The sequence below is a fragment of the Streptomyces sp. ME02-8801-2C genome (genome assembly GCF_033793965.1).
Taxonomy (GTDB): domain Bacteria; phylum Actinomycetota; class Actinomycetes; order Streptomycetales; family Streptomycetaceae; genus Streptomyces.
Window position 1 is genome coordinate 190173 of the sequence record NZ_JARAXP010000009.1, and the last position, 22360, is coordinate 212532.

The 22360-nt window shown below is 70.5% G+C and carries 17 protein-coding genes; 14 read left to right on the forward strand and 3 right to left on the reverse strand.

The genetic code is table 11. The features are described from left to right. Positions 1-55: 55 nt before the first annotated feature. The gene (locus PV396_RS29380; RefSeq protein ID WP_319209751.1) at positions 56-4285 is read left to right on the forward strand and encodes an AAA family ATPase; all 4230 of its coding nucleotides are present in this window, start codon (positions 56-58) and stop codon (positions 4283-4285) included. Between the two features lie 162 nt (positions 4286-4447). After that, positions 4448-5866, forward strand: a complete 1419-nt coding sequence (locus PV396_RS29385; RefSeq protein WP_319209754.1) for a sugar porter family MFS transporter — start codon at positions 4448-4450, stop codon at positions 5864-5866. Positions 5867-5983: 117 nt separating this feature from the next. Here PV396_RS29385 and PV396_RS29390 read toward each other — a convergent pair whose 3' ends face one another. Continuing rightward, a complete protein-coding gene (locus PV396_RS29390; RefSeq protein WP_319209757.1) occupies positions 5984-6958 on the reverse strand; it encodes an LLM class flavin-dependent oxidoreductase in 975 nt (324 codons plus the stop codon). A 134-nt stretch (positions 6959-7092) separates the two neighbouring features. Here PV396_RS29390 and ftsY point away from each other — a divergent pair, with 134 nt between their 5' ends. Then, complete coding sequence (ftsY, locus tag PV396_RS29395) at positions 7093-8292, forward strand: signal recognition particle-docking protein FtsY (RefSeq protein ID WP_319209760.1); 1200 nt, start codon at positions 7093-7095, stop codon at positions 8290-8292. Between the two features lie 124 nt (positions 8293-8416). On the opposite strand, the gene PV396_RS29400 is transcribed toward ftsY, so the two are convergent. Next, on the reverse strand, positions 8417-9079 hold the full coding sequence (locus PV396_RS29400; protein ID WP_319209763.1) for a bifunctional DNA primase/polymerase: 663 nt from the start codon (positions 9077-9079) through the stop codon (positions 8417-8419). A 457-nt stretch (positions 9080-9536) separates the two neighbouring features. On the opposite strand from PV396_RS29400, the gene PV396_RS29405 reads away from it, so the two are divergent. From PV396_RS29405 to ffh, 5 genes are all read left to right on the forward strand, one after another. Further along, positions 9537-11021, forward strand: a complete 1485-nt coding sequence (locus tag PV396_RS29405) for a hypothetical protein (protein WP_319209766.1) — start codon at positions 9537-9539, stop codon at positions 11019-11021. Positions 11022-11406: 385 nt separating this feature from the next. Continuing rightward, positions 11407-12747: an ammonium transporter gene (locus PV396_RS29410; RefSeq protein WP_319209769.1), complete on the forward strand. Its 1341-nt coding sequence runs from the start codon at positions 11407-11409 to the stop codon at positions 12745-12747. After that, positions 12744-13082 (forward strand): P-II family nitrogen regulator, encoded by a 339-nt coding sequence (locus tag PV396_RS29415; protein ID WP_006379495.1) that lies wholly within the window; start codon positions 12744-12746, stop codon positions 13080-13082. The genes PV396_RS29410 and PV396_RS29415 overlap by 4 nt, the downstream gene beginning before the upstream one ends. A gap of 28 nt (positions 13083-13110) precedes the next feature. After that, positions 13111-15588, forward strand: coding sequence for a [protein-PII] uridylyltransferase (locus PV396_RS29420; RefSeq protein ID WP_319209772.1), 2478 nt, complete (start codon positions 13111-13113; stop codon positions 15586-15588). A 136-nt stretch (positions 15589-15724) separates the two neighbouring features. Next, on the forward strand, positions 15725-17284 hold the full coding sequence (gene ffh / locus PV396_RS29425) for a signal recognition particle protein (RefSeq protein ID WP_319209775.1): 1560 nt from the start codon (positions 15725-15727) through the stop codon (positions 17282-17284). A gap of 82 nt (positions 17285-17366) precedes the next feature. Here the strand turns inward: ffh and PV396_RS29430 are convergent, their stop codons facing one another. Beyond that, positions 17367-18215: an SAM-dependent methyltransferase gene (locus PV396_RS29430; protein WP_319209777.1), complete on the reverse strand. Its 849-nt coding sequence runs from the start codon at positions 18213-18215 to the stop codon at positions 17367-17369. A 596-nt stretch (positions 18216-18811) separates the two neighbouring features. Here PV396_RS29430 and PV396_RS29435 point away from each other — a divergent pair. The 6 genes from PV396_RS29435 to rplS all read left to right on the forward strand — a co-directional run bounded on the left by PV396_RS29435 (position 18812) and on the right by rplS (position 22341). Next, the gene (locus PV396_RS29435) at positions 18812-19414 is read left to right on the forward strand and encodes a hypothetical protein (protein ID WP_319209780.1); all 603 of its coding nucleotides are present in this window, start codon (positions 18812-18814) and stop codon (positions 19412-19414) included. Positions 19415-19726: 312 nt separating this feature from the next. Beyond that, on the forward strand, positions 19727-20146 hold the full coding sequence (rpsP, locus tag PV396_RS29440; protein WP_319209782.1) for a 30S ribosomal protein S16: 420 nt from the start codon (positions 19727-19729) through the stop codon (positions 20144-20146). 2 nt (positions 20147-20148) lie between these two features. Next, on the forward strand, positions 20149-20388 hold the full coding sequence (locus PV396_RS29445) for an RNA-binding protein (protein WP_319209785.1): 240 nt from the start codon (positions 20149-20151) through the stop codon (positions 20386-20388). Positions 20389-20472: 84 nt separating this feature from the next. Further along, on the forward strand, positions 20473-21036 hold the full coding sequence (gene rimM, locus PV396_RS29450; RefSeq protein WP_319209787.1) for a ribosome maturation factor RimM: 564 nt from the start codon (positions 20473-20475) through the stop codon (positions 21034-21036). Beyond that, complete coding sequence (trmD, locus tag PV396_RS29455; RefSeq protein WP_319209790.1) at positions 21036-21857, forward strand: tRNA (guanosine(37)-N1)-methyltransferase TrmD; 822 nt, start codon at positions 21036-21038, stop codon at positions 21855-21857. The genes rimM and trmD overlap by 1 nt, the downstream gene beginning before the upstream one ends. A 133-nt stretch (positions 21858-21990) precedes the next feature. Further along, the gene (rplS, locus tag PV396_RS29460; RefSeq protein WP_013000407.1) at positions 21991-22341 is read left to right on the forward strand and encodes a 50S ribosomal protein L19; all 351 of its coding nucleotides are present in this window, start codon (positions 21991-21993) and stop codon (positions 22339-22341) included. Positions 22342-22360 lie beyond the last annotated feature (19 nt).

A 22360-nucleotide genomic window follows, 5' to 3' on the forward strand; every position in this document is an offset into this window, starting at 1 on the left:
GGGGTATCCAGGGGTTCATCGTGTGACATACCGGCGGAAGGTAGAGTCCAGCGGCGTGCACCTCAAGGCCCTGACCCTCCGCGGGTTCAAGTCGTTCGCCTCGGCGACCACGCTCCGGTTCGAGCCGGGCATCACGTGCGTCGTGGGGCCGAACGGCTCGGGCAAGTCGAACGTCGTCGACGCGCTCAGCTGGGTCATGGGAGAGCAGGGCGCCAAGTCGCTGCGCGGCGGCAAGATGGAGGACGTCATCTTCGCCGGCACCACCGGGCGCCCGCCGCTCGGCCGCGCCGAGGTGTCCCTGACCATCGACAACTCCGACGGCGCACTGCCCATCGAGTACGCCGAGGTCACCATCACGCGGATCATGTTCCGCAACGGCGGCAGCGAGTACCAGATCAACGGTGACACCTGCCGCCTCCTCGACATCCAGGAACTGCTGTCCGACTCCGGCATCGGCCGCGAGATGCACGTGATCGTCGGCCAGGGCCAGCTGGACTCCGTACTGCACGCGGACCCCATGGGCCGCCGCGCCTTCATCGAGGAGGCGGCAGGGGTCCTCAAGCACCGCAAGCGCAAGGAGAAGGCGCTGCGCAAGCTGGACGCGATGCAGGCGAACCTCGCCCGCGTCCAGGACCTCACCGACGAGCTGCGCCGCCAGCTGAAGCCGCTGGGTCGGCAGGCGGCCGTAGCGCGTCGGGCCGCGGTCATCCAGGCGGACCTGCGCGACGCCCGGCTCCGACTCCTCGCCGACGATCTCGTACGGCTGCGGGGAGCGCTCCAGACGGAGGTCGCGGACGAAGCCGCGCTCAAGGAACGCAAGGAGACGACGGAGGCCGAGCTGAAGAAGGCCCTCCAGCGCGAGGCGCTCCTCGAGGACGAGGTGCGGCAGCTCACCCCGCGCCTCCAGCGCGCGCAGCAGACCTGGTACGAGCTGTCCCAGCTCGCCGAACGGGTGCGCGGCACCGTCTCGCTGGCCGACGCGCGCGTGAAGAGTGCCACCTCCGCGCCCGCCGAGGAGCGGCGCGGGCGCGAGCCCGAGGACATGGAGCGCGAGGCCGCGCGCATCCGCGAGCAGGAGGCCGAACTGGAAGCGGCCCTGGAGGCGGCCGAGCACGCGCTGGAGGACACGGTCGCCCACCGGGCCGATCTCGAGCGTGAACTCGTGGTCGAGGAACGGCGTCTGAAGGACGTGGCCCGCGCCATCGCCGACCGCCGCGAGGGCCTGGCCCGGCTGAACGGCCAGGTCAACGCCGCCCGCTCACGCGCGGCCAGCGCCCAGGCCGAGATCGACCGGCTCGCCGCCGCCCGAGACGAGGCCCAGGAACGGGCGGTCACCGCCCAGGAGGAGTACGAGGCCCTGCAGGCGGAGGTCGACGGCCTCGACGCGGGCGACGCGGACCTCGCGGAGCGGCACGACACGGCGAAGGCCGCCCTGACCGACGCGGAAGCGGCACTCACCGCGGCCCGTGAGGCGGCCACGGCGGCGGAACGCCGACGTGCGGCCACCCAGGCCCGCCACGAGGCCCTGGCCCTCGGCCTGCGCCGCAAGGACGGCACGGGCGTGCTGCTGGCCGCGCGGGAGAGCCTCAGCGGCCTGCTCGGCCCAGCGGCGGAACTGCTGACGGTCACCCCGGGCCACGAGGTCGCCGTGGCCGCCGCCTTCGGTGCGGCGGCGGACGCGATCGCGGTGACCACCCCGGCCTCGGCGGCATCCGCGATCCGCCTCCTGCGCAAGCAGGACGGCGGGCGAGCCTCGCTGCTGCTGGCGGGGGCTCCGGAGGAAGCTACGGCCCCCCGAGAGTCGGGGGGCGGCCTGCGGGGGCCGGGGGAGCGAGGCGGTTCGGCGGGCGACGGTCACTTGCACCGTCCCGGTACGGGGCAAGGGGCGTCGGCGCCCACGTCAGGAGGGCCCGGTGCCGTGGACAGGCGGGGCGCCGGTGCCCTCGGGGAGCCGGTTCCAGGCCCCGGTGGTCCGGGCGGGGAAGTCGCCCCGGGCGAGGGCTCCGGGCCGACCGGGGTTCGTTCCTCCAGTGATGCCGCCGATGCGAGTGAGGCCGGCGATGCCGGCGCCGTTGACGGTCATGGCTCCGCGGCCGGGGATCGTGCGGTCGCCTCGGGTGGGGGCTGGGGTCCGGCCGGGGTTCGTTCTTCCAGTGGTGCCGGTGATGCGTGTGATGTCGGCGTTGTCGACGGTCATGGCTTCGCGCCCGGTGATCGTGCGGTCGTCCCGGGTGGGGGCTGGGGTCCGGCCGGGGTTCGTTCTTCCAGTGATGCCGCCGATGCGAGTGAGGCCGGCGATGCCGGCGCCGTCGACGGTCATGGCTCCGCGGCCGGGGATCGTGCGGTCGTCCCGGGTGGGGGCTGGGGTCCGGCCGGGGTTCGTTCTTCCAGTGGTGCCGGTGATGCGTGTGATGTCGGCGTCGTCGACGGTCATGGCTTCGCGCCCGGTGATCGTGCGGTCGCCCCGGGGCGGGGGACCGGCGGTGCGACCCTTGCCGCCGACCTCGTGCGTGGTCCCGCCGAACTCATGCCCGCCGTACGCCGGTTGCTGCGCGGGATCGTGGTGGTCGGGACTCTTGAGGACGCCGAGGAACTGGTCTACGCGCGGCCCGAGTTGACCGCCGTGACCGCCGAAGGCGATCTGCTGGGCGCCCACTTCGCGCACGGCGGTTCCGCCGGGGCACCGAGCCTGCTGGAAGTGCAGGCCTCCGTCGACGAGGCCGCCGCCGAGCTCGACGAACTGGCCGTGCGGTGCGAGGAGTTGGCAGAGCAACAGCGGCTCGCCGGGGAGCGGCGCAAGGAGTGCGCCCGGTTCGTCGAGGAGTTGGGGGAGCGGCGGCGGGCCGCCGACCGGGAGAAGTCGGCCGTCGCCCAGCAGCTCGGGCGGCTCGCCGGGCAGGCAAGGGGCGCGGCAGGAGAGGCCGAGAGGTCAACCGCCGCCGCGACGCGGGCGCAGGAGGCGCTCGACCGTGCCGTACAGGACGCCGAGGAGCTCGCGGAGCGGCTGGCCGTGGCCGAGGAGATGCCCGTCGAGGAGGAGCCCGACACGGGAGTGCGGGACCGGATCGCCGCCGACGGTGCCAACGCGCGGCAGACCGAGATGGAGGCTCGGCTCCAGGTCCGTACCCACGAGGAGCGGGTCAAGGGGCTGGCCGGCAGGGCCGACTCGCTCGACCGGGCCGCGCGTGCCGAACGGGAGGCACGCGCGCGTGCCGAGCAGCGGCGGGCCCGGCTCAGACACGAGGCGTCCGTCGCCGAAGCCGTCGCCTCCGGGGCGCGGCAACTGCTCGCGCACGTCGAGGTCTCCCTCTCCCGCGCCGACGAGGAACGCATCGCTGCCGACGCCGCCAAGGCCCGGCGGGAGCAGGAGCTGACCGCCGCCCGCGTCGCCGGCCGTGATCTCAAGGCCGAACTCGACAAGTTGACGGATTCGATGCACCGGGGCGAGGTACTCGGCGCCGAGAAGCGGCTGCGGATCGAGCAGCTGGAGACCAAGGCGCTGGAGGAACTCGGTGTGGAACCGGAGGGGTTGGTGGCCGAGTACGGTCCGCACCAGCTGGTGCCGCCCTCGCCCCCCGCCGAGGGCGAGGAGCTGCCCGAGGACCCGGAGCACCCGCGCAACCAGCCGAAGCAGTTCCACCGCGCCGAACAGGAGAAGCGGCTCAAGGCGACCGAGCGGGCCTACCAGCAGCTCGGCAAGGTCAATCCGCTGGCCCTGGAGGAGTTCGCGGCACTGGAGGAACGCCACAAGTTCCTCAGCGAGCAGCTCGAGGACCTGAAGAAGACCCGCCTGGATCTGCTTCAGGTGGTGAAGGAGGTCGACGAGCGGGTCGAGCAGGTCTTCACCGAGGCGTACCGGGACACGGCGGTGCAGTTCGAGGGTGTCTTCAGCCGGCTGTTCCCCGGCGGCGAGGGGCGGTTGATCCTGACCGACCCCGACAACATGCTCACCACCGGCGTGGATGTGGAGGCCCGGCCGCCGGGCAAGAAGGTCAAGCGGCTGTCGCTGCTCTCCGGAGGCGAGCGTTCCCTCACCGCCGTGGCGTTGCTGGTGTCGATCTTCAAGGCCAGGCCGAGCCCGTTCTATGTGATGGACGAGGTCGAGGCGGCCCTCGACGACACCAACCTCCAGCGGCTGATCCGCATCATGCAGGAGCTCCAGGAAGCCTCCCAGCTCATCGTGATCACGCACCAGAAGCGGACGATGGAGGTCGCCGACGCGCTGTACGGCGTCTCGATGCAGGGCGACGGCGTGTCGAAGGTGATCTCGCAGCGGCTCCGCTAGCCGGTTCGTCTACCCGCCTTTCCTTCTTCGACACTTGAAGGCAAGTCGGTCGCCGATGGCTTTCTTCTCACACAGTTCGTGTTTTTGACTTCGAAACTTGAAGACATAGTCTCGGCAATGTCATTTTTACCTTCAGATACCACGTATCTGAGAGGAGTCGTAGTGACCAGCGCTGAGCAGACACACACGTCAGGAGCCGTGACGGCTCACCCCGAGCATCTCGGGCACGTCATCTTCATCGCGGCGGCGGCCGCGATGGGCGGATTCCTGTTCGGCTACGACAGTGCCGTGATCAACGGCGCCGTCGAGGCCATCCGCAGCCGCTACGACGTCGGCTCGGCCGCACTGGCACAGGTCATCGCCATCGCGCTGATCGGCTGTGCCATCGGGGCGGCCACCGCCGGGCGCATGGCCGACCGCATCGGCCGTATCCGCTGCATGCAGATCTCCGCCGTGCTCTTCACGATCAGCGCCGTCGGCTCCGCGCTGCCCTTCGCGCTGTACGACCTCGCCTTCTGGCGGATCGTCGGCGGCTTCGCCATCGGCATGGCCTCCGTCATCGGCCCCGCCTACATCGCCGAGGTCGCCCCGGCCGCGTACCGGGGACGGCTCGGGTCCTTCCAGCAGGCCGCGATCGTCGTCGGCATCGCCATCTCGCAGCTGGTCAACTGGGGCATCCTCAACGCGGCGGGCGGTGACCAGCGCGGTGAGCTGCTGGGAGTGGAGGCCTGGCAGGTCATGCTCGGTGTGATGGTCGTACCGGCGGTGCTGTACGGGCTGCTGTCCTTCGCCATCCCCGAGTCGCCCCGCTTCCTGATCTCCGTCGGCCGGGACGATCGCGCCCGTGAGGTGCTGCGCGAGGTCGAGGGCGACCGCGCGGACCTGGATGCCCGGGTCGCCGAGATCGAGCAGGCCATGAAGAGGGAGCACAAGTCGAGCTTCCGGGACCTGCTCGGCGGTTCCTTCTTCTTCAAGCCGATCGTCTGGATCGGTATCGGGCTCTCGGTCTTCCAGCAGTTCGTCGGCATCAACGTGGCGTTCTACTACTCCTCCACGCTCTGGCAGTCGGTCGGCGTCGACCCCACGGACTCGTTCTTCTACTCCTTCACCACGTCGATCATCAACATCGTCGGCACTGTGATCGCCATGATCTTCGTCGACCGGATCGGCCGCCGCCCCCTCGCGCTCATCGGTTCCGTCGGCATGGTCGCCGGGCTCGCCCTGGAGGCCTGGGCCTTCTCCTTCGACCTCGTCGACGGCAAGCTGCCCGCCACCCAGGGCTGGGTCGCGCTGGTCGCCGCCCATGTCTTCGTGCTGTTCTTCGCCCTCTCCTGGGGTGTCGTCGTCTGGGTCTTCCTCGGCGAGATGTTCCCGAACAGGATCCGCGCCGCCGCCCTGGGCGTGGCCGCCGCCGCACAGTGGATCGCCAACTGGGCCATCACCGCGAGTTTCCCGTCCCTGGCCGACTGGAACCTCTCCGCCACCTACGTGATCTACACGGTCTTCGCCGCGCTCTCGATCCCGTTCGTCCTCAGGTTCGTCAAGGAGACGAAGGGCAAGACGCTGGAGGAGATGGGCTAGTCCCGGACCTCCCCATGACCCGGGGAGAGGGTCAAGTCCCCGCCGGCCTGCTCCCCGTACCCGCCGTCGTCCCGGCTCGGCCACTGCCCGAGCCGGGACGACGGTCTACCGGAATGGTCAGCCCGCCGCCAGGGCCGGCACCACCCGCTCGCCGAACAGCCGCAGGCTCCGCCACCCCTCCTCCACCGGCATCCCGCCCGACAGCGGATGCAGCACGTAGTTGTCCAGCCCCTGCGCCACGCACTCCTCGGGCGTCAGGATCCGGTACACGCCCTCCGCCCGCAGCTCCTCGACCGTCGTGGCCGCCGACTTCACGGCGGACCGGATGTCGCCGGACTGCCAGGAGGCGTACGTCCGGGCCTCGTGCAGGAAGTGACGGCCGTGCTCGGCCCACGCCCGGTCCGGATCCTCGGTGATGTGCAGCAGCGGGGTCTCGGCGGCCGGCATCATCGTCCAGCCCTCCGTGCCGTACTCGACGAGCCGCTCCTTGTAGTAGGCCTCCAGCTCGGGCAGGTGCGCGCTCGGAAACAGGGGAAGCCCGAGGCGGGCCGCCCGCCTGGCCGCCGCCCTCGACGAGCCGCCCACCAGGAGAAGCGGATGCGGCTCGGTGCACGGACGCGGAGTCACCCGTACCGTACGGCCCCGGTAGGTGAACTCCTCCCCGGTCCACGCCTTCAGCAGGGTCTCCAGCAGCTCGTCCTGGAGCTTGCCGCGCCGTTTCCAGTCGGCGCCGAAGTGGGCGTACTCCTCGGGCCGGTATCCGATCCCGGCGACCGTGACCAGCCGCCCGCCGCTCAGCAGATCCAGTACGGCGATGTCCTCGGCGAGCCGCAGGGGGTCGTGCAGCGGGCCGATCACCGCGGACACCGTCACCGCGATCCGCCGCGTCGCCCCGAACACCGCCGCCGCGAAGACGAACGGCGACGGCAGCCAGTTGTTGGCGACGCCGTGGTGCTCCTCGGTCTGGACGGTGGTGATGCCCTGGGCGTCGGCGTACGCGGCCATCTCGAGCGCGGCCTGGTAGCGGGCGCGCAGCTCGGCGGGGGTGGCATCGGGGGCGACCAGGTTGAAACGTACGACGGTGACGGGCATGGGGGTCCCTTCCGGCGGGTGTGCCGGGGGAGATTAGCTGACGATGTGTCAGATCACCAGGGGGGCGGAGAGGGGGCCGGGCGGCCTACCGGGACCGGACGAGCCGGAGGGTGGTCGCGCATACTGGTCCAGTTATGGAAACCGTCATCCTTGCTGTAGTCATCGCCGTGGTCGTGCTCGGTGTGCTCGGTGGGCTCGTCGTCGGCAGCCGCAGGAAGAAGCCGCTGCCCCCGGCGCCCCCCACGACACCCGACCTCACCGCCCCTCCGGCCGAGCCGCACGTCGGCGACGAGGCCGAGACGCCGCGCGACGAACCGCGCCGCACGATAGAGGAGGTGGATCTACCGGGGGGCGCGGACGGCTCGTCCGTCGCCGTCGAGGAACCTCCCGTACCCGCCGTCGAGGTGCCGGAGCCCACCGCCGGCCGGCTGGTCCGGCTGCGCGCCCGGCTCTCCCGGTCGCAGAACGCGCTCGGCAAGGGGCTGCTCACGCTCCTCGCGCGCGAGCACCTCGACGACGACACCTGGGAGGAGGTCGAGGACACCCTCCTCACCGCCGACGTCGGCGTCCAGCCCACCCAGGAGCTCGTCGAGCGGCTGCGCGAACGCGTGAAGGTGCTCGGCACCCGCACGCCCGCCGAGCTGCGCGGGCTGCTGCGCGAGGAACTGCTCAAGATCCTCGAACCCGGGTTCGACCGGGCGGTGAAGACCGACTCCAACCTCGACACCCCGGGCATCGTGATGGTCGTCGGCGTCAACGGCACCGGCAAGACCACCACCACCGGCAAGCTCGCGCGGGTACTCGTCGCCGATGGCAGGAGCGTCGTTCTCGGTGCCGCCGACACCTTCCGGGCCGCCGCCGCCGATCAGCTCCAGACCTGGGGCGACCGAGTCGGCGCCCGGACCGTGCGCGGCCCCGAGGGCGGTGACCCCGCCTCGATCGCCTTCGACGCCGTCAAGGAGGGCATCGCGGCCGGTGCCGACGTCGTACTGATCGACACCGCCGGACGGCTGCACACCAAGACCGGGCTCATGGACGAGCTCGGCAAGGTCAAGCGCGTCGTCGAGAAGCACGCCCCACTGGACGAGGTGTTGCTCGTCCTGGACGCCACGACCGGGCAGAACGGGCTCGTCCAGGCCCGGGTCTTCGCCGAGGTCGTCGACATCACCGGCATCGTGCTCACCAAGCTCGACGGCACCGCCAAGGGCGGCATCGTCATCGCCGTACAGCGCGAGCTGGGCGTGCCGGTGAAGCTGATCGGGCTCGGAGAGGGGGCCGACGACCTGGCTCCGTTCGAGCCGGAGGCCTTCGTTGACGCTCTTGTCGGAGAGTGATCACCACACCGATCTCCCGACTGATCACCGCTCTGATCACCACCTCCGGAAATCCGTAGGTGCACGAAGAGGCGCCCGCCCCCAGGTGCAGTGGGGGACGGGCGCCTTGCCGTACGGCCCCGCGTTACGCCCGTGACCGGTGCGCGACATAGGCCAGCGTCCCCAGCAGCAGCCTGGCCGCCGGAGGCCGCGTCGCCGTGTCCAGCGCGGGCGGGCGCAGCCAGGTGACCGGGCCGAGGCCGCCCCGGTCGGAGGGGGGCGCCGTGAGATACGTACCGGCGCCCAGGCCGTGCAGGTCGAGCGTCGCGTCGTCCCAGCCCATGCGGTAGAGGAGCGCGGGGAGTTCGGCGGCGGCGCCGGGGGCGACGAAGAACTGGGCGCGGCCCTGCGGGGTGGCCGTGACGGGGCCGAGGGGCAGGCCCATGCGCTCCAGGCGGACCAGGGCGTGGCGGCCGGCCGGTTCGGCGACCTCGATCACGTCGAAGGCGCGGCCCACGGGGAGCATGACGGCGGCGCCGGGGAACTGGCCCCAGCTGTCGGTGACTTCGTCGAGGGTGGCGCCGGCCGCGACGCGAGGGGCGAAGCTCAGCGGATGGGCGCCTGGCTCGGGGCAGTCGGTCAGGCCGCAGGAACAGGCGCCGCCGGCCGCGCGGGCCCCCGCGATCACGTCCCAGCCCCACAGACCGGTGTACTCGGCCACGGCGGTGCACTCGGAGGATCGGCCGCGGCGGCGCGTACCGGGACGGATCTCGCGGATACCCCGGCTGCTGCCGATCGTGAAGCCCATGCCCCCTCCAACGGGTCCGACGCATCGGTGGTTACGAGCTGCGATCAGAACGTAACCCTGTGTCTCCGACTGATCGACACCCCTGCCCGCCGCCGCCCGTTCCAGTCGGCGCCCAGATGTGCCCCGGGTGGTGCGCTCGGCCGTGCGCGCCCTCGCGTGCATCGTTCCGCCCACTCCCGACCGTCCACTGTCAAGTGAATCCTGTGCAGGCGACCGTGAGTTCATTCGAAGGGGTGGCGAATGGTGGCGTTTCCTGGATCGCCATGGCCGGAGCCGTGATCGTAGGATTACTTTGAGTGTGCGAGGTCTTGGGGCACATGCGCTTGTGGGTATGCCGGAGGCAAGTCGGCTTCCCGTTCGAAGGGTGAGAACTGGCGGACGCGAGGCCTATTTACCGGCATTCTGATAGGGCTTGGCGCACTCGGCGGCAAGAGGTCTCAGGGATGGGGGCGTTCAAGTGACCGGCAACGGCGGAAGCGCGACGACCGCGGCCAGCACCGACAAGCGCCCGAACGAGCTGCTCGGCTCGTGGTTCGTGCGCAGCGGCTGGTCCAAGGGCGAGCTGGCACGCCAAGTGAACCGGCGGGCACGCCAGTTGGGTGCCAACCACATCTCGACGGACACCTCCCGGGTCCGGCGCTGGCTCGACGGTGAGAACCCGCGCGAACCGATCCCGCGCATCCTGTCCGAGCTGTTCTCCGAGCGGTTCGGCTGCGTCGTCTCCGTCGAGGACCTCGGACTGCGCACCGCCCGCCAGTCCCCGTCCGCCTCCGGCGTCGACCTGCCCTGGACGGCCCCCCAGACCGTCGCCCTGCTCAGCGAGTTCTCCCGCAGCGACCTGATGCTGGCGCGCCGCGGCTTCCTCGGGACCGCCCTGTCCCTCTCCGCCGGCCCCACCCTGATCGAGCCCTTGCAGCGCTGGCTCGTCCCGGTGCCCCCCGCCCCGCCCGAGGAGCCCGAGCACCCGTCCGCAGCGCGTCGGGCCGGGCGTCTCTCCAAGCCCGAGCTGGAGCTGCTGGAGTCCACCACAGCGATGTTCCGGCAGTGGGACGCGCAGTGCGGCGGCGGTCTGCGTCGCAAGGCGGTCGTCGGACAGCTGCACGAGGTGACGGACCTCCTCCAGGAGCCCCAGCCCGAGGCCACCACCCGCAAGCTGTTCAAGGTCGCCGCCGAACTGGCCGAACTCGCCGGCTGGATGTCGTACGACGTGGGGCTCCAGCCGACCGCCCAGAAGTGCTTCGTCCTGGCCCTGCACGCGGCCAAGGAGGCCGGCGACAAGCCGCTGGGCTCGTACATCCTGTCGTCCATGAGCCGCCAGATGATCCACCTCGGCCGGCCCGACGACGCTCTCGAACTGATCCATCTCGCGCAGTACGGCAGCCGGGACTGCGCGAGCCCCCGCACCCAGGCCATGCTGTATGCGATGGAGGCGCGCGCATACGCCAATATGGGGCAACCCGGGAAGTGCAAACGGGCCGTGCGGATGGCCGAGGACACGTTCGCGGATGTACACGATTGGGACGAGCCCGATCCCGACTGGATCCGCTTCTTCTCCCGGGCCGAGCTGTACGGCGAGAACTCCCACTCGTTCCGTGACCTGGCCTATGTCGCGGGCCGCAGCCCCACCTACGCCTCCATGGCCGAGCCCCTGATGCGCAACGCCGTCGACCTGTTCGCGAAGGACGCCGACCACCAGCGGTCGTACGCACTGAACCTGATCGGCATGGCCACCGTGCACCTCCTCCAGCGGGAGCCGGAACAGGCCACGGTGCCGGCCGCCGAGGCCATGGTCATCGCCAAGAGGGTGCGCTCCGAGCGGGTCAACACTCGTATTCGAAAGACCGTGGACACGGCCGTACGCGATTTCGGGGATCTCGCCGAGGTCGTCGACCTGACGGACCAGCTCGCGATCAATCTGCCCGAGACCGCCGAAGCGGTCTGAAACCCCGCAGCCCCGGCCGCGGCAGGCCCTCCCGACAGCCCGACTCGGCTCCCCCGCCAGGTCATCGGAAGGCCCGCCGCGGCCGGACCCGTCTTTGCGCCTGAACCGGCGCCGCTCTCGCGGAAGTGGCTGGTCGCCGTGGGGGTTGCTCAATTGGTGGTTGCGGTTCTTCTCGCTGAAGATTGCGTCACGATAACGATCGCCGTGACCGAAATCCGGCAGTTCATCTAGGCGTAACACGTGTGGCGCCTTCGTCACGTCGCCGAAACATCGAGGGGCTTCGACCGAAACGGCGCTGCGTCAATGTCTGGCGCATAACCGGCCCACCCCTCAATCCGCTCAGGCTTCGCCCGCACGGGGCCGTACCAATGACGAGGAGACGCCGATGGCACCAGCCGCCATCACGCTAGCCGCAGACGCTCCCACGCTGTCTGCCGCAAACACCGGGTTCATGCTGATCTGTTCGGCCCTGGTGTTGCTCATGACCCCCGCGCTTGCCTTCTTCTACGGAGGCATGGTCCGCGTCAAGAGCACCCTGAACATGTTGATGATGAGCTTTATCAGCATCGGCATCGTCACCATCCTGTGGGTGCTGTACGGCTTCTCCGTCGCGTTCGGCACCGACAAGGGCAGTCTCATCGGCTGGAACTCCGGCTGGGTCGGCCTCAGTGACATCGGCACGTCCGACCTCTGGGACGGCTACACCATCCCGATCCTGGCCTTCATGGTCTTCCAGATGATGTTCGCGATCATCACGCCCGCCCTCATCAGCGGCGCCCTCGCGGACCGCGTGAAGTTCACCGCGTGGGCCCTGTTCGTCGCCCTGTGGGCCACGATCGTGTACTTCCCCGTCGCCCACTGGGTATGGGGCACCGGCGGCTGGGCCTTCGAGCTCGGCGTCATCGACTTCGCCGGTGGTACGGCGGTCCACATCAACGCGGGTGCCGCGGCACTCGGCGTGATCCTGGTCATCGGCAAGCGCGTCGGCTTCAAGAAGGACCCGATGCGCCCGCACAGCCTCCCGCTGGTCATGCTCGGCGCCGGCCTCCTGTGGTTCGGCTGGTTCGGCTTCAACGCCGGCTCGTGGCTCGGCAACGACGACGGCGTCGGCTCGCTGATGTTCGTCAACACGCAGGTCGCCACGGCCGCCGCCATGCTCGCCTGGCTCATCTACGAGAAGATCCGCCACGGCGCGTTCACCACGCTGGGCGCCGCCTCCGGCGCGGTCGCCGGCCTGGTCGCCATCACACCCTCGGGCGGTGCGGTCTCCCCGATCGGCGCGATCGCCGTCGGCGCCATCGCCGGTCTGCTGTGTGCCATGGCCGTCGGCCTCAAGTACAAGTTCGGCTACGACGACTCGCTCGACGTCGTCGGTGTCCACCTGGTCGGCGGTGTCGTCGGCTCCCTGCTGATCGGCTTCTTCGCCAGCGGCGAGGGCCAGTCGAAGGTCGAGGGCCTCTTCTACGGCGGTGGCCTGACCCAGTTCTGGAAGCAGTGCGCCGGTGTCTTCGCCGTACTCGCCTACTCCCTGATCGTCTCCGCGATCCTCGCCTTCATCCTCGACAAGACGATCGGTATGCGCGTCTCCGAGGACGACGAGATCGCCGGCATCGACCAGGCCGAGCACGCCGAGACCGCATACGACTTCAGCGGCGCCGGCGGCGGCGCGGCCCGTACGTCCGTCCCGGCCGGTGTCGGGGGCGCGAGCAAGAAGGTGGACGCATGAAGCTCATCACCGCCGTTGTGAAGCCCCACCGGCTCGACGAGATCAAGGAAGCCCTCCAGGCCTTCGGGGTCCACGGGCTGACGGTCACCGAAGCGAGCGGCTACGGTCGTCAGCGGGGTCACACCGAGGTCTACCGGGGCGCCGAGTACACGGTCGACCTGGTTCCCAAGATCCGTATCGAGGTCCTCGCCGAGGACGACGACGCCGAGGGTCTGATCGACGTCATCGTCAAGGCGGCCCGGACCGGCAAGATCGGTGACGGCAAGGTCTGGTCCCTCCCGGTCGAGACGGCTGTCCGGGTCCGGACCGGCGAGCGCGGCCCGGACGCGCTCTGAGGCAGCAAAAAAGAACAGGAGTCGCTGGGTGACGAGTACGGACGTGCGTAAGGATGCAGAGGACTCGGGACCCAGCGGCTATGCGGCGGCCCGGCTGCGCCTCCTCACCGAGGAGGCGCGGTCCGGGCCGCCGCGCCGTGCGGCCCTGGCCGAACTGACGGACGAATGGCTGACCGGCCTGTTCACGGCGGCCGCCGAAGGACTCCAAGGTCTGCGCGGCGTCTCCCTGGTCGCCGTCGGCGGCTACGGCAGAGGGGAACTCTCCCCACGCAGCGACCTGGACCTGCTCCTCCTGCATGACGGCAGCGACTCCGGCGCCGTCGCGGCCCTCGCGGATCGCCTCTGGTACCCCGTCTGGGACCTCGGGCTCGCCCTCGACCACTCGGTCCGCACCCCGTCCGAGGCCCGCAAGGTGTCCGGCGAGGACCTCAAGGTCCAGCTGGGCCTGCTGGACGCCCGCCACCTGGCCGGCGACCTCGGCCTCACGGCCGGCCTGCGCACCGCCGTCCTCGCCGACTGGCGCAACCAGGCCCCCAAACGCCTCCCCGAACTCCAGGAACTCTGCGCCGAACGGGCCGAACGCCAGGGCGAGCTGCAGTACCTCCTCGAACCCGACCTCAAGGAGGCCCGCGGCGGCCTCCGCGACGCCACCGCCCTGCGCGCCGTCGCGGCCTCCTGGCTCGCCGACGCCCCCCGCGAGGGCCTCGACGACGCGCGCCGCCGCCTGCTGGACGTCCGCGACGCCCTCCACCTCACCACCGGCCGCGCCACCGACCGCCTCGCCCTCCAGGAACAGGACCAGGTCGCCGCCGAACTCGGCCTCCTCGACGCCGACACCCTCCTGCGCCAGGTGTACGAGGCGGCACGCGTCGTGTCGTACGCCAGCGACGTGACCTGGCGCGAGGTGGGGCGCGTACTGCGATCACGCGCCGTACGCCCGCGCCTGCGCGCCATGCTGGGCGGCGGCAAACCCGCGCCGGAACGTTCCCCCCTAGCGGAAGGCGTCGTCGAACAGGACGGCGAAGTGGTGCTCGCCCGCGCCGCGCGCCCCGACCGCGACCCCGTACTGCCCCTGCGCGCCGCCGCCGCGGCCGCCCAGGCCGGCCTCCCGCTCTCCCTGCACGCCGTCCGCCGCATGGCGGCGGCAGCCCGCCCGCTGCCCACCCCGTGGCCGGCCGAGGCACGCGAACAACTGGTCACCCTGCTGGGCTCCGGCCGCCCCACCATCGACGTCTGGGAAGCGCTGGAGGCCGAGGGCCTGATCACCCACCTCCTCCCCGACTGGGAGCGGGTCCGCTGCCGCCCGCAGCGCAACGCCGTCCACATCTGGACGGTCGACCGCCACCTGATCGAAACGGCCGTCCGCGCCTCCGAGTTCACCCGCCGGGTCAGCCGCCCCGACCTCCTCCTCGTCTCCGCGCTCCTCCACGACATCGGCAAGGGCTGGCCCGGCGACCACTCCGTCGCCGGCGAGATCATCGCCAAGGACGTGGCCGCCCGCATCGGCTTCGACCGCGCCGACGTGGCGGTCCTGGCCACCCTCGTACGTCATCACCTCCTGCTCGTCGACACCGCCACCCGGCGTGACCTGGAGGACCCGGCCACCGTCCGCTCGGTCGCCGAGGCCGTCGGCACGCAGAGCACCCTGGAGCTCCTCCACGCGCTCACCGAGTCCGACGCCCTGGCGACCGGCCCGGCCGCCTGGTCGTCGTGGCGCGGTTCGCTCGTCGCCGACCTGGTGAAACGGGTCGCCGCCGTGCTCGCCGGAGACGCACCCGAGGAACCCGAGGCCGGCGCGCCCACCGCCGAACAGGAACGGCTCGCCATCGAGGCGTTCCGCACGGGCGGCCCGGTGCTGTCGCTGCGCGCCCAGACGGAGCCCCCGGCCGAGGTGTCCGAGGGGGAGTCCCCGGCGGAGGGCGCGGGCGAACCCGAACCCCTCGGTGTGGAACTCCTGATCGCCGTACCGGACCAGCCGGGCGTCCTGCCCGCCGTGGCCGGCGTCCTCGCGATGCACCGGCTGACCGTCCGCACGGCGGAACTGCGCGCACTGGACCTCCCCGACGGCGTCGAGGGCGCGGTCCTGCTCCTCGACTGGCGCGTCGCCGCCGAATACGGCTCCCTGCCGCAGGCGGCCCGCCTGCGCGCCGACCTCGTACGGGCCCTGGACGGCTCCCTGGACATCGCGGGCCGCCTCGCGGAGCGCGACGCGGCCTACCCCCGGCGCCGGGGCGTGGTGGCGCCGCCGGCCCGGGTCACGGTGGCGTCGGCGGCATCCCGGCACGCGACGGTGATCGAGGTAAGGGCCCAGGACGCACCGGGCCTGCTGCACCGGATCGGACGGGCACTGGAGGACGCCGGGGTGCGGGTGCGGAGTATGCACGTCAGCACGCTGGGGTCGAACGCGGTGGACGCTTTCTATGTGACCAACGGCGGGGGTGTGCCCCTGCCGGGGGCCGAGGCGACCGCGGTAGCCCGAAAGCTGGAGGAGACCCTGCGGGCGTGACCGCCCACAGGGTTCTGTCCCCGCCTGCTGATTCAGCAGGCGGGGAAGAGTCGGCAGGCGGGGACGATTTGCTTGCGGGGCCAGATACCCTGGAGGGCAGCCCAAACTGTCGCCGACCCCAAGGACCGACGCCGCCGTGTTCGATACTCTTTCTGACCGCCTGCAAGCGACTTTCAAGACCCTCAGGGGCAAGGGCCGGCTCAGCGAAGCGGACATCGACGCCACGGCCCGCGAGATCCGCATCGCGCTTCTGGAAGCCGACGTGGCCCTGCCCGTCGTGCGGACGTTCATCAAGAACGTCAAGGAGCGCGCCCTCGGCGCTGACGTCTCCAAGGCCCTGAACCCCGCGCAACAGGTCCTCAAGATCGTCAATGACGAGTTGGTCACCATCCTCGGCGGCGAAACCCGCCGTCTCCGCTTCGCCAAGCAGCCACCGACCGTGATCATGCTGGCCGGTCTCCAGGGTGCCGGTAAGACCACGCTCGCGGGCAAGCTCGGCAAGTGGCTCAAGGACCAGGGGCACTCGCCCCTCCTCGTCGCCGCCGACCTCCAGCGCCCCAACGCCGTCAACCAGCTCAGCGTCGTCGCCGAGCGGGCCGGGGTCGCGGTCTACGCGCCCGAGCCGGGCAACGGGGTCGGGGACCCGGTCAAGGTCGCCAAGGACTCCATGGAGTTCGCTAAGACCAAGGTCCACGACATCGTGATCGTGGACACCGCCGGACGCCTCGGTATCGACGCGGAGCTGATGCAGCAGGCCGCGGACATCCGGGACGCCGTCTCGCCCGACGAGATCCTCTTCGTCGTCGACGCGATGATCGGCCAGGACGCCGTCAACACGGCCGAGGCCTTCCGGGACGGCGTCGGGTTCGACGGTGTCGTCCTGTCGAAGCTCGACGGTGACGCCCGTGGTGGTGCCGCGCTCTCCATCGCCTCGGTGACCGGCAAGCCGATCATGTTCGCGTCGAACGGCGAGAAGCTCGAGGACTTCGACGCGTTCCACCCCGACCGGATGGCCTCCCGCATTCTCGACATGGGTGACCTGCTCACCCTGATCGAGCAGGCGGAGAAGACGTTCAGTCAGGAAGAGGCCGAGAAAATGGCCTCCAAGCTGGCGTCCAAGAAGGGCCAGGACTTCACCCTGGACGACTTCCTGGCCCAGATGGAGCAGGTCAGGAAGATGGGCAGCATCAGCAAGCTGCTCGGCATGCTGCCCGGCATGGGGCAGATCAAGGACCAGATCAACAACCTCGACGAGCGCGATGTGGACCGTACGGCGGCCATCATCAAGTCGATGACCCCGGCCGAGCGCCAGGAGCCGACGATCATCAACGGCTCGCGCCGCGCCCGTATCGCCAAGGGCTCCGGTGTCGACGTCAGCGCGGTGAAGGGCCTGGTCGAGCGGTTCTTCGAGGCTCGCAAGATGATGTCCCGCATGGCCCAGGGCGGCGGTATGCCGGGGATGCCCGGGATGCCGGGCATGGGTGGCGGCCCCGGTCGGTCGAAGAAGCAGCCCAAGCAGGCCAAGGGCAAGCAGCGTTCCGGCAACCCGATGAAGCGCAAGCAGCAGGAGCAGGAGGAGGCCGCGCGCAGGGCCGCCGGTGCTCAGGGTGCTCCGGGCGGTGCGTTCGGTCTGCCGGGCCAGCAGGCCGGTCAGGACTTCGAACTGCCGGACGAGTTCAAGAAGTTCATGGGCTGACAGCTGCCGTACGTCGCTCGGGCGCCCCTCGCAGGAAGGGCGCCTGGGCGGATCGGTCGGCGCAGTGGCTGTTACGGGCGTTTCACGGCGTCCGGGCGATGAGGTACCGGAAGACGTTCGGCATCCAGATCGTTCCGTCCCGCCGTTGGTGCGGATGCAGCGCCTCCGCCAGTTCCTTGTCCACCTGTTCCTGGCCGGCCGCCGTGATCGCCGCGTCGAACAGTCCCGTCGACAGGAGCCCGCGTAACGCGCTGGCCATGTTCGCGTACCCGAACGGGCACGCCACTCGCCCGGAGCCATCCGGGCGCAGGCCGGCCCGCTGGGCGACCTCCTCCAGGTCGTCGCGGAGCGAGGGCCGCCAGCCGCCGATGACGCGCAGTGGATCCGCGAGCCGGGCCGCGACCCGCAGTACGGCCGACGTGGCGCAGCGCTCCGGGGGACCCCAGCCCGCCAGCACCACGGGGGTGCCCCGCCCGACCGTGGGCGCCGTCGCCGTGAGTGTCTCGCCGAGGCCCTCGGAGTCGCCCGCGAGACAGCCGATCGGTTCGAACGCGGTCACCAGGGTGTAGGCGGGAGCCTCCTCCCGGTCGGGGGGAGTTGCCATGAGCCGGATGTCGGTACGCGCGCGTGGGCCCGCCGATTCGGGCAGCAGCCGTTGCCGGGCGAGGCTCAGCCGGTGCGGTGACGAGGTTTCGACACCGGTGACGGCGGCGCCTCTGGAGGCCGCCATCAGCAGGGCCAGGCCCGAGCCGCAGCCCAGGCCGAGCACTCGGGTGCCACTGCTCACTTCCAGCCGCTCGTAGACGGTCTCGTAGAGCGGTACGAGCATCCGCTCCTGGATCTCCGACCAGTCACGCGCGCGTGTGCACAGGTCCACACGGGTCGCCGGACCCGTGTGGGGCTGGTGCTGCCGCACGAGCGTAGGTGTCATCGAAAGCGCCCCAATCAGCCGAGAGTTGCCGCTGTTCTTCGATGTGGTGGTCCCCGTTCAGTGCGCTCGCACTTCCCCCGTATGCCAGGAAACTCCGCATGGGTCCTGTCGTCCAGGGGTTGTCGGGCCGAGGTTGTGTGCTCGCTGTGCTCACGAAAAGAATTCACATGCCGGCAACGTGGGCCCGTAGCATCGCGCCATGGCAAAGGCACCCGTACTCACGCCTCAGGCAATTGCAACGGGGAGGGCGGGGTGACCGTACGGTGTCTGGTCGCCGCGGACGGGTCGGTCCCCGGCGCCGATGACGCACCGGGTAACGTCGCCGTCGTGGCCCGCGCCTGCCGAGGTGGGGACAAGAGCGGCCGAAACGCCTCTTGCGCACCGGCCGGCCACAGGTGTCCCGGCGTGGGGACGGCGTCTACGCGCCGGGTCGTACGTGGGGCTACGCACCGGCTTGGTATGAGCTGTGAGGCTTCTCCGCAGATCAGCGCACCCGCCCTCGTCAGGACGCATCAGCGGCAACTGACGGGTACGTGCAAATTATTTGGGATGGCCCGGAATCGGAACACAGCGGCACTCAGGCTCGTTGTCATTACGTGAGCACGACACAGACACCACCTGTTCTCGCCGCAGAGCTGGCGCAGGCGTGGGCCGACATTCAGCGGTACCACCCCGAGCTGCCCGATCTTGCCGCGCCCGAGTCCCTGATCGGAGAGTCGTCGTCCGCCTGTGGACACGCGCTCTCCTTCGAGCGACTGCTGCATGAGGCAGTCCATGGCATCGCCGCCGCCCGTGGAGTCCGCGACACCTCCCGGGCCGGCCGGTACCACAACCGCAGATTCCTCGCGATCGCCGAGGAACTGGGCCTGGACCACCCGGAGGAACCGCATCCCAGCAGCGGCTTCTCCCTGGTCACGCTCAACCCCGAGGCGAAGCGGCGCTACCGCCCCACCATGGAGCGGCTGCAGCGGGCCCTGAAGGCGCACACGGTCGCCACGACCTCCGACACGACCCGTACGTTCCGCGGGCCGGCCGCCCGGCACGGTTCCTCCGGGGGCGGGGTGCGCGTCAAGGCCGTCTGCGACTGCGGTCGCAACGTGCGTGTCGTCCCGTCGGTGCTGGCACAGGCGCCGATCGTGTGCGGTGGCTGCGGCAAGCCGTTCAGGATCCCCGAGATCGTGAGCGCGGGCGCCGCCTGAGGCCGGTCCCGCCGCGTGATCGAGCCCGGCATCTCGTGGGTGCCGGATGAACACGTGGGGGATGGGCGCGGGCCGCGGGCAGGCAGTGGCCCGGATGGGCACCCGGAGCGCCGGGTGTCCATCCAGGCCTGGCCGGGTGAGGCTCCGGTTCAGGCAACCGGCGGGGTGTGGCAGAATGGCCAGCTGTACTCGACAGCCGCACAGGAACCCTCTCGCCTCCGGCTGACGCGTCCATCGGGCACTCGGGTACCGCAACCCCACGCGGCAACCTTGCCGTGCCCAACCACGTCAATTCCAGGAGAACCCACTCCCGTGGCAGTCAAGATCAAGCTGAAGCGTCTGGGCAAGATCCGTTCGCCTCACTACCGCATCGTCGTCGCCGACTCCCGTACCCGCCGTGACGGCCGGGCCATCGAGGAGATCGGCCTGTACCACCCGGTGCAGAACCCCTCGCGCATCGAGGTCGACACCGAGCGTGCGCAGTACTGGCTGGGTGTCGGCGCGCAGCCGACCGAGCCGGTTCTCGCCATCCTCAAGCTGACCGGCGACTGGCAGAAGTTCAAGGGTCTGCCCGCCCCGGCTCCGCTCCTCGTGGCCGCTCCGAAGGCCACGCGCCCGTCGTTCGAGGCCCTGGGCGGCGACGACACGGGCAAGGGTGAGGCCATCACCCAGAAGAAGAAGGCTGAGAAGAAGGACGACGCTGCGGCCGAGTCCACGTCGACCGAGGCCTGAGCATGCTCGAGGAGGCTCTCGAGCACCTCGTGAAGGGCATCGTCGACAACCCCGACGAAGTGCAGGTCACCTCGCGCGACCTGCGTCGCGGGCGCGTTCTGGAGGTCAGGGTCCACCCTGACGACCTCGGTAAGGTGATCGGCCGCAACGGCCGTACCGCACGTGCTCTGCGCACCGTCGTGGGTGCCATCGGCGGCCGCGGTGTCCGTGTCGACCTTGTCGACGTGGACCAGGTTCGCTGATCACCACGTAGCACCGGCTCGGGCCGGGGAGGGCCTCATGGGCCGTCCCCGGCCCGTAGTCGTAGGAACAGGAGATTCCAGAAAGTGCAGCTCGTAGTCGCGCGCGTGGGCCGCGCCCACGGCATCAAGGGCGAGGTCACCGTCGAGGTACGTACCGACGAGCCGGAACTGCGGCTCGGTCCCGGTGCCGTCCTGGCCACCGACCCGGCCGCGGCGGGCCCGCTGACCATCGAGACCGGCCGCGTCCACAGCGGCCGTCTCCTGCTGCGCTTCGAGGGCGTACGCGACCGGACCGGCGCCGAGGCCCTGCGCAACATCCTGCTGATCGCGGACGTCGACCCCGAGGAACTGCCCGAGGGCGAGGACGAGTACTACGACCACCAGCTGATGGACCTGGACGTGGTCCTGACCGACGGCACCGAGATCGGGCGCATCACCGAGATCTCGCACCTGCCCTCCCAGGACCTGTTCGTCGTGGAGCGGCCCGACGGCAGCGAGGTGTACATCCCGTTCGTCGAGGAGATCGTCGTGGAGATCGACCTGGAGGAGCAGCGGGCGGTCATCGACCCGCCGCCGGGCCTGATCGACGACAACGCAGACGTCGCGTCCGCCCGGGATGACGAGGATTCCGCGGAGGCCGGAGCCTGATGCGTCTCGACGTCGTCACGATCTTCCCCGAGTACCTCGAACCCCTGAACGTCTCGCTCGTCGGCAAGGCACGCGCGCGTGGACAGCTGAACGTGCGTGTGCACCACCTTCGGGACTGGACGTACGACCGCCACAACACCGTCGACGACACGCCCTACGGCGGCGGCCCGGGAATGGTCATGAAGACCGAGCCCTGGGGCGACGCGCTGGACGACGTGCTGGCCGACGGGTTCGAGACCGGCTCCCGGGCCCCCGCGCTCGTGGTGCCCACACCCAGTGGCCGCCCCTTCACCCAGGCGCTCGCCGTCGAACTGTCCGAGCGGCCGTGGCTGGTCTTCACGCCCGCCCGTTACGAGGGCATCGACCGGCGTGTCATCGACGAGTACACCACCCGGATGCCCGTGTACGAGGTGTCCATCGGCGACTATGTGCTCGCCGGCGGCGAGGCGGCCGTACTGGTGATCACGGAGGCCGTCGCGAGGCTGCTGCCCGGGGTCCTCGGCAACGCCGAGTCGCACCGGGACGACTCCTTCGCGCCGGGCGCCATGGCCAACCTCCTGGAGGGGCCGATCTACACCAAGCCGCCCCAGTGGCGCGGCCGGGAGATCCCGGACGTGCTGCTCAGCGGCCACCACGGGAAGATCGCGCGCTGGCGCAGGGACGAGGCACTGCGTCGTACGGCGGCCAATCGGCCGGATCTGATCGAGCAGACCGACGCGTCGCTCTTCGACAAGAAGGACCGCGAGACGCTTTCCATCATGGGGTGGCGGCCCTCCGCCGACGGCCGATTTTGGCGCAGGCCAGCGGCCATGGAAGAATAGGTCGCTGTTGTGCGTCGTCCGGCGTGCGCCCCTGCCACGGGGGGACACGACGCCCGCCCCGGCACGGACAGCATCCTTCCGTAAATCAAGCTCCCGTTGATGACCTGTGGCATCAACGAAGAAAGCAGACGAAATGTCTCACCTGCTCGACTCCGTCGACTCCGCGTCGCTGCGCAGCGACATCCCGGCCTTCCGCCCGGGTGACACCGTCAACGTCCACGTCCGCGTCATCGAGGGCAACCGCTCCCGTGTGCAGCAGTTCAAGGGCGTTGTCATCCGCCGTCAGGGCGCCGGTGTCCGCGAGACCTTCACGGTCCGCAAGGTCTCGTTCTCCGTCGGCGTCGAGCGCACCTTCCCGGTGCACACCCCGATCGTCGAGAAGATCGAGCTGGTCACGCGTGGTGACGTGCGTCGCGCGAAGCTGTACTACCTCCGTGAGCTGCGCGGCAAGGCCGCGAAGATCAAGGAGAAGCGCGACAACTGAGCTTTTGGTGAGCCCGATA

Bases quoted from the DNA above. Each gene is read 5' to 3' on its own strand.
- rplS (WP_013000407.1), top strand. From the start codon at position 21,991: ATGTCTCACCTGCTCGACTCCGTCGACTCCGCGTCGCTGCGCAGCGAC.
- PV396_RS29410 (WP_319209769.1), top strand. From the start codon at position 11,407: ATGGCACCAGCCGCCATCACGCTAGCCGCAGACGCTCCCACGCTGTCT.
- PV396_RS29390 (WP_319209757.1), bottom strand. From the start codon at position 6,958: ATGCCCGTCACCGTCGTACGTTTCAACCTGGTCGCCCCCGATGCCACC.
- PV396_RS29430 (WP_319209777.1), bottom strand. From the start codon at position 18,215: ATGACACCTACGCTCGTGCGGCAGCACCAGCCCCACACGGGTCCGGCG.
- ftsY (WP_319209760.1), top strand. From the start codon at position 7,093: ATGGAAACCGTCATCCTTGCTGTAGTCATCGCCGTGGTCGTGCTCGGT.
- PV396_RS29415 (WP_006379495.1), top strand. From the start codon at position 12,744: ATGAAGCTCATCACCGCCGTTGTGAAGCCCCACCGGCTCGACGAGATC.
- trmD (WP_319209790.1), top strand. From the start codon at position 21,036: ATGCGTCTCGACGTCGTCACGATCTTCCCCGAGTACCTCGAACCCCTG.
- PV396_RS29445 (WP_319209785.1), top strand. From the start codon at position 20,149: ATGCTCGAGGAGGCTCTCGAGCACCTCGTGAAGGGCATCGTCGACAAC.
- PV396_RS29400 (WP_319209763.1), bottom strand. From the start codon at position 9,079: ATGGGCTTCACGATCGGCAGCAGCCGGGGTATCCGCGAGATCCGTCCC.